This is a genomic window from Paracoccus sp. SSK6, from assembly GCF_039770665.1.
GTDB lineage: Bacteria > Pseudomonadota > Alphaproteobacteria > Rhodobacterales > Rhodobacteraceae > Paracoccus.
In genome coordinates this window covers 1-6,388 of sequence record NZ_JBDPNJ010000057.1, presented here as the reverse complement: position 1 = coordinate 6,388, position 6,388 = coordinate 1, and the positions used below count along the sequence as shown (strand labels likewise).

General features: G+C 66.2%; 8 protein-coding genes and 1 tRNA gene. 7 read left to right on the top strand and 2 right to left on the bottom strand.

The window, feature by feature from the left end; genetic code table 11:
- The first annotated feature begins 266 nt into the window (after nt 1–266).
- Genes AAIL68_RS17025 through AAIL68_RS17015 form a run of 3 tightly spaced genes read left to right on the top strand, consistent with a single transcriptional unit; the run spans nt 267 to nt 1,324 of the window.
- Nucleotides 267–662: a VOC family protein gene (locus AAIL68_RS17025; RefSeq protein WP_347140954.1), complete on the top strand. Its 396-nt coding sequence runs from the start codon at nt 267–269 to the stop codon at nt 660–662.
- Between the two features lie 57 nt (nt 663–719).
- The gene (locus AAIL68_RS17020; protein WP_347140953.1) at nt 720–914 is read left to right on the top strand and encodes a hypothetical protein; all 195 of its coding nucleotides are present in this window, start codon (nt 720–722) and stop codon (nt 912–914) included.
- Nucleotides 911–1,324 carry a GFA family protein gene (locus AAIL68_RS17015; protein ID WP_347140952.1) on the top strand — a complete coding sequence of 138 codons (414 nt, stop codon included), beginning with the start codon at nt 911–913 and terminating at the stop codon, nt 1,322–1,324. The genes AAIL68_RS17020 and AAIL68_RS17015 overlap by 4 nt, the downstream gene beginning before the upstream one ends.
- Nucleotides 1,325–1,368: 44 nt before the next feature.
- Here AAIL68_RS17015 and AAIL68_RS17010 read toward each other — a convergent pair whose 3' ends face one another.
- Entirely contained in the window at nt 1,369–1,872 is a 504-nt protein-coding gene (locus AAIL68_RS17010; RefSeq protein ID WP_347140950.1) for a ferritin-like domain-containing protein, read from the bottom strand.
- A gap of 161 nt (nt 1,873–2,033) precedes the next feature.
- Between AAIL68_RS17010 and AAIL68_RS17005 the strand changes: the two genes are divergently transcribed.
- The 3 genes from AAIL68_RS17005 (at nt 2,034) to AAIL68_RS16995 (ending at nt 4,543) form a co-directional block, all read left to right on the top strand.
- On the top strand, nt 2,034–3,887 hold the full coding sequence (locus tag AAIL68_RS17005; RefSeq protein ID WP_347140955.1) for an ABC transporter ATP-binding protein: 1,854 nt from the start codon (nt 2,034–2,036) through the stop codon (nt 3,885–3,887).
- A gap of 271 nt (nt 3,888–4,158) precedes the next feature.
- Nucleotides 4,159–4,368, top strand: a complete 210-nt coding sequence (locus AAIL68_RS17000) for a hypothetical protein (protein WP_347140948.1) — start codon at nt 4,159–4,161, stop codon at nt 4,366–4,368.
- 99 nt (nt 4,369–4,467) lie between these two features.
- A tRNA-Trp gene (locus AAIL68_RS16995) sits at nt 4,468–4,543 on the top strand.
- Between the two features lie 27 nt (nt 4,544–4,570).
- On the opposite strand, the gene AAIL68_RS16990 is transcribed toward AAIL68_RS16995, so the two are convergent.
- Nucleotides 4,571–5,746 (bottom strand): HPP family protein, encoded by a 1,176-nt coding sequence (locus tag AAIL68_RS16990; RefSeq protein WP_347140946.1) that lies wholly within the window; start codon nt 5,744–5,746, stop codon nt 4,571–4,573.
- Between the two features lie 320 nt (nt 5,747–6,066).
- Here AAIL68_RS16990 and AAIL68_RS16985 point away from each other — a divergent pair, with 320 nt between their 5' ends.
- Nucleotides 6,067–6,366 (top strand): DUF6471 domain-containing protein, encoded by a 300-nt coding sequence (locus tag AAIL68_RS16985; protein WP_347140945.1) that lies wholly within the window; start codon nt 6,067–6,069, stop codon nt 6,364–6,366.
- Nucleotides 6,367–6,388: the final 22 nt, after the last annotated feature.

Below are 6,388 nucleotides of genomic sequence, written 5' to 3'. Positions count from 1 at the left end.
ACAACAGGCCGCATTCAGCCCTGCCGACCGGCGGACGGATGGTGGGGTGAAACCCACCCTGCAGTTCCTTGGCCCCGTAGGATGGGGCTGTGCCCCACTACCGCAAGATCAAGGCCCCAAGAGGGACATTGACCATCTGGCAGCACGCTTTTCCGCTGCCAGACCGGAACTTCCCCCCAAATAAACCCCGGCCGCGGCAATCCGATACTACCCGCGCCTGCCGCGATCTCTTAGCCTGGGCAGAGCAAAGACTGAGGAGGCCCGGCATGGCGAAATATGCCCATTCGATGATCCGCGTCCTGGACGAGGCGCGTTCCCTGGAGTTCTATGACCGCTGCTTCGGCCTGACCGTGGCCGAGCGGCTGGACTTCCCGGACTTCACGCTGGTCTACCTGGCGAACGGCGAAAGCGATGTCGAACTGGAACTGACCGTCAACAAGGGCCGGTCTGAACCCTATGCGCTTGGCGACGGCTATGGCCATGTGGCCTTCACGGTGGCCGACCTGGACGCCGAACATGCCCGGATCACCGGCCTTGGCTACCAGCCGCGCAAGCTGGTCGATTTCGCGCCGGGGGGCGAGGTGATCGCGCGCTTCTTCTTTGTCGCCGATCCCGACGGCTACCAGATCGAAGTGATCCAGCGCGGGGGCCGCTACAAATAGCTGCTGACGCGGATTGTCAGGGGCAGGGTGCTACGGCTGGCCGAAAGGAGGTGCCCCATGATCGGCTCCATCGGCATTCCGGCAACCGGCATCGGCGCTGCCCCGTCGTTCCACAAGCCCGCCCCGGCTTCTTTGTACATCGGCCTGAAGGAACAGGGCGGAACCGTGCCGCATTCCGGCGCGGCCCCAGCCTCTTCGCCGGCAGCAGCGCGGGTCGTGCAGCCAGCCCCTGTCCCGGAGGAGCGTCTATGAAGACCTATCGCGGAAGCTGTTTCTGCGGCGCCGTCGGTTTCGAGGCCGATGGCGACCTGGGCCAAGGCACCATGCGCTGCAACTGCCGGTTCTGCCGCAAGATGCGCTATTGGGAAATGCGCCTGCCCGACCCGGACGGACTGCGCATCCTGCGGGGCAGGGACGCCCTGGCGGAAACCCCAAGGGCGCAGGACGACGGCCTGGACATGCACCATGTCTTTTGCAGCCGCTGCGGGACACGATTGTGGACGCAGGGCGACATTGCCGAAATGGGCGGCCGCTTCACGATGGTCTTCGTCCCGGCCCTGGACGGGGTGCCCGAGGCGGAACTGATCGCCGCCCCGGTGTTCCACGCGGATGGCGCGCATGACAACTGGTGGAACCAGGCCACCGAAACCCGGCATCTGTGACCCCTGCGCCGCAGCCCGATGCCAAGGCTGCGGCGCCTCCTGCCTTACTGGCCGTCCATCGCGGCTTGGTTGACGCCGCCTTCGGCGATGCGGGTCATGTGCTTGTCGCCGTCGCGCGTGCTGTCCAGGCATTCCTGGAGGGCGCCGCCGTCCTCGTCATAGCCCAGGCGGTTCGCGAAGGTCCGCACGCAGCCATAGCCCGCGATCGCGTAATGGGTCAGGCGCTGATACTGGCTGATGATCGCGGCGTCCTGGGTGTCCTCGTCGCCGAAATCGGTCTCGATGGCGTGCTTGCGGGCTTCGTTCACAAGCCCCTCCATGCCCCGGCAATGCTCTCCGGTCGGGTCGGTGTCATGCCTGCTGCAGATCTGGGCCAGGGTTTCCATGCCGCGCGCGATGCCCTGGTTGCCCGCGATCAGCGCCTCGGACAGTTCGCGCGACTTGGCGACGCGGCCCATTTCGGTGACGATGGTCATGGATTGCTTGCAGGCCGAATACAGGTCTTTCAGCTGGTCGATGTAAAGGTCGTGCAGGTTCTTGATTGCCATGATGGGCGTCCTTTCCGGTGGCGGGCTGCGTCATGCGCTGAACGTGGCTGGCCTTCGCATCGTTCCCGCAGGATGGCAGGATGGCGGCCGCCTTGACAGCCGCCCCTGATCGGTCCAGCAAACGCACCCTTGCCAACCCCTTCACGACATCCGGTGACGCCATGTTTTCGTGGTTCGAACGACGCATCGACCCTTACCCGACCGAGACGCCGGACATGCCGCCCCGGTCGCTGGTCCGCTTCGTGCTGTATTACAGCCAGGGCGCGATCCCCTGGCTGCTGCTGGTCGCCGTCACCTCGGCCCTGATCGCCATTGTCGAGGTCGTGCTGTTCGGCTGGCTGGGCGATCTGATCGACCAGCTGGCGCAAACCCCGCGCGAGCTGTTCTGGGCTGCCCAAGGCGGGCGGCTGGCCTTCATGGCCGTGGTGCTGCTGGTGCTGCTGCCCGCGCTGCACCTGCTGGCATCCCTGGTGTTGTACCAGGGCCTGATGGGCAATTTCCCGCAGCGCATCCGCTGGCGGGCGCATCGGTATCTGCTGCGCCAGTCGGTCGGCTATTTCCAGGACGAATTCGCGGGCCGGATCGCGCAGCGGCTGATGCAGACGGCGCTTGCGGTGCGCGAGGTCGCGATGAAGGCCATGGATGTCGGCAGCTATGTCGTGATCTATTTCCTGGGCGCGCTGATCCTGGCGGCCAGCCAGGACTGGCGGCTGGCGCTGCCCTTCCTGGCCTGGGCCATGGCCTACGGCGTGATGCTGTGGCAGATCGTCCCTCGCCTTGGACGCGTGGCCGAGGCGCAGGCCGAAGCGCGAGCGGGCATGACGGGCCGGGTCGTGGACAGCTATACCAACATCGCCACCGTCAAGCTGTTTTCCCATTCCTCGCGCGAGGAAGGCTGGATGCGCGAAGGGATGGATGCCTTCCTGCGCACCGTCCACACGCAGATGCGCCTGTCCAGCATCCAGGACATCGCGTTGAACACGATCAACGTCCTGCTCGTCGCCTCGGTCGCGGGGCTGGGCCTCTGGCTCTGGACGAACGGCCTGGTCGAGGTCGGCGCGGTCGCCGTGGCCGTGCCGCTGGCCCTGCGGCTGAACAACATGGCCCACTGGATCATGTGGGAATTCGCGGCCCTCTTCGAAAACATCGGCACCGTCCGCGACGGCATCGCCAGCCTTGCCCTGCCGCGCGAGGTGAAGGACGCCCCCGACGCGAAGCCGCTGGTCCGGGGGCCGGGCGCGGTCAGCTTCGACCACGTCACCTTCCGCTATCGCGGTGTCCAGGGCGCGCGGCCCATGGCGGTGCTGGACGACCTGACGCTGCATGTCGCGCCGGGTGAACGCGTGGGCCTGGTGGGCCGGTCGGGCGCCGGGAAATCGACGCTCATCAACCTGCTCTTGCGCTTCCACGACATCGAAGGGGGCCGCATCGCCATCGACGGGCAGAACGTGTCGCGCGTCACGCAGGACAGCCTGCGCGCGGCCATCGGCGTGGTGACGCAGGACAGCTCGCTTCTGCACCGTTCGGTGCGCGACAACATCGCTTATGGCCGCCCCGATGCGACGGACGCCGAAATCCACGCCGCCCTGCGCATGGCCGAGGCGCAGGACTTCGTGCCCCTGCTGTCCGACAGCCAGGGCCGGCGCGGCCTGGACGCCCATGTCGGCGAACGCGGGGTGAAGCTCTCGGGCGGGCAGCGCCAGCGCATCGCCATCGCCCGCGTCGCCCTGAAGGACGCGCCGATCCTGATCCTGGACGAGGCGACGAGTGCGCTCGACAGCGAGGCCGAGGCCGCGATCCAGTCGCGGCTGGACGTGCTGATGGCGGGCAAGACCGTGATCGCCATCGCCCACCGCCTGTCCACCATCGCCGCCATGGACCGGCTGATCGTGATGGACGGGGGCCGCATCATCGAACAGGGCAGCCACGCCGACCTGCTGGCGAAGGGAGGGCTTTACGCCCGGCTCTGGGCGCGGCAGTCGGGCGGCTTCCTGGCCGAGGATGCCGATGCCTGAGCCGCGTTTCCCCGCTTGACGCCACCCGCCGCAGATCCTATCAGACCCTCATCGCAGGGGTTTAGCTCAGTTGGTAGAGCATCGGTCTCCAAAACGGTAAATTTCCCGTTTGAAACCAATCCCGTAAGCCTGAAAGATTATCAGGACATAAGCGGAACAATCCAGAAACCTGATAACCGCCGAAAAGCTGCTTTCTCGGCTCGATTTGGCATGCCGGCAGGCTTCAGATCACGCCCAAGGGCGCCTGACCTACTCAGGCTTGGCGCAGGCTATGCGGAAGGAGCGCAAACGCCTTGGCCTTCTGACCTATGACCAGCATGCCATGCGCTATCGGGGGATCATGGAACTGGCATGGGCTGGGTGCGACGACGACGAGATCATGTCCTACAGCGGCCATTCCTCGAAACAGATGGTCATCAAGTATGCGGGGGAGGCGAGACAGATCATGAGGGCTAGGCAAGCAGCGGAGAAGCGCAAATGAACAGAACAGGCACAGAACGAGAAACTGATAACCGGTGTGATAACTCGTCCTTTGACCGCTTGACGACGGAGGCCGCAAACCCTATCAGACGCTCACCGCAGGGGTTTAGCTCAGTTGGTAGAGCATCGGTCTCCAAAACCGAGGGTCGTGGGTTCGAGTCCCCCAACCCCTGCCATTTTCCACCATCCGAATCCGGCCGCGCTCAGGCCCTGGGTTGCAGGCTGTGCCGCGCCAGGGCGGCGATCAGGTCGGTGCGCGTGACGATGCCGATGATCCGCCGCCCTTCCAGCACCGGAACCGCATCGAAGCCGTTGTCGGCCAGTTGCGGCAGCAGCGCCGCGATCGGCGTATCGGGCGCGGCCACGGGCAGGCTGACCTGCATCAGGTCGGCGGCCCGCAGGATGCCCTCGCCGGTCGGCCCGAACAGCCGCCGCATCCCCGCGACAAAGCGCCGGCCCGTGCGGCTTGCCTCGGCATGGGACCGCCCGATCAGGTTCAGCTGGAAGATCACGCCCAGATATTCGTCCCCGTTCCTGACCACGGGCAGCGACGTGAAGGCATGGCGCGTGAACAGGCCCGCGACCTCCTGCAGGGGCGCATAGGGGCTGACCGTCACCAGGTCGCGGGACATGATGTCGCTGGCGGTCTGCGCGGTGGTGCGGTGGGATGCGGCCTGCAGCTCGGCCGCGGCGATCAGGCGCGCCAGATCCTCGACCCCCAGGTTGAGCGACTGGTTGTAGCGGACCAGGATGTCCGACAACTCGTCCTCGGACAGGCCCAAGCGTTCGGGCGCGGCGGGATCGGCGGTGCCATGGGCATTGATCTCTCCGAACTGGCGGAAGGGATAGCGCCGCCCGGTCGCATGGGCGTAGACCGCGCCGATCATCACCAGCATCACCGTGCCCATCGCCACCGGCAGGAAGGCGAAGCCCAGGCCCAGGGGGGCGATCTTCTCGGCCCCGATGGCCACCGTCATCGCCACCGCCCCGCCCGGCGGATGCGTGGCCCGGCACAGCGCCATCGCCACGATCGTCAGCCCGACCGAGGCCGGAACCGCGATCACCGGATCGCCGGTCGCGCGGCAGACCAGCAGCGCCACGATGGCCGACAGGGTGTTGCCCACCACCGCGGGCCAGGGCTGCGCCAGGGGGCTGTTCGGCGCGGCGAAGATCAGAACCGACGTGGCCCCGAAGGGGGCGATCAGATAGATGCCCAGCCACAGGTCGGGCGACACGACGATCGCCAGGGCGGTGGCCGCGGCCAGTCCGATCAGGGCGCCGATGCCCGCGCGCAGCGCCTCGGCCGGGGGAACGGCGGCGACCGATGGCCCAAGCGCGCGGAAACGCGAATGACCCGTAGAATCGACAAGGATTCGCAAGAACTGGCCCCTTTTTGCGGTTGTGTGCCGATCCCTAGAAAGATGATGCGGCCACCGCAAGACGCCCGCGCGGATGCTGCGACCTTTGAGGGCGCGGGGCAGGGGCAACGCCGCCCGCCCGCCGCCTTGCGCGGAGGGGGCAATCCGTTAACCTGCGCGGTGTAGAACGGATCGGGCGGCAAGCCTGGCGGCACGGGACAGCGATGACGAACCACCTTTGATATGGCGACAACCTGCGCGTGTTGCGCGACCACATCGCGGACGACAGCGTGGACCTGATCTAGCTGGACCCGCCGTTCAATTCGGACGCCAGCTACAACGTGCTGTTCCGCAGCCCGACGGGCGACCAGTCGGCCGCGCAGATCGAGGCCTTCGACGACACCTGGCACTGGGGCGACGAGGCCGAGACGGCCTTCCAGGAGGTCCGCCGGTCGGACCACACGGACGCGGCGACGATGCTGGAGGCGATGCGGTCCTTCCTGGGCACCAACGACATGATGGCGGTGCGGTTGGATGACAATGAGCAGAACTTAAGAAATAAGATAAGCTGGGGAAAATTCACGGCGAGGTTCTTGCTGCAATGTTTAAACGCTCTGGAGGCGAAAGAACTTGGACTGTGATCCTTAAGCTAGTTCTGCCTTT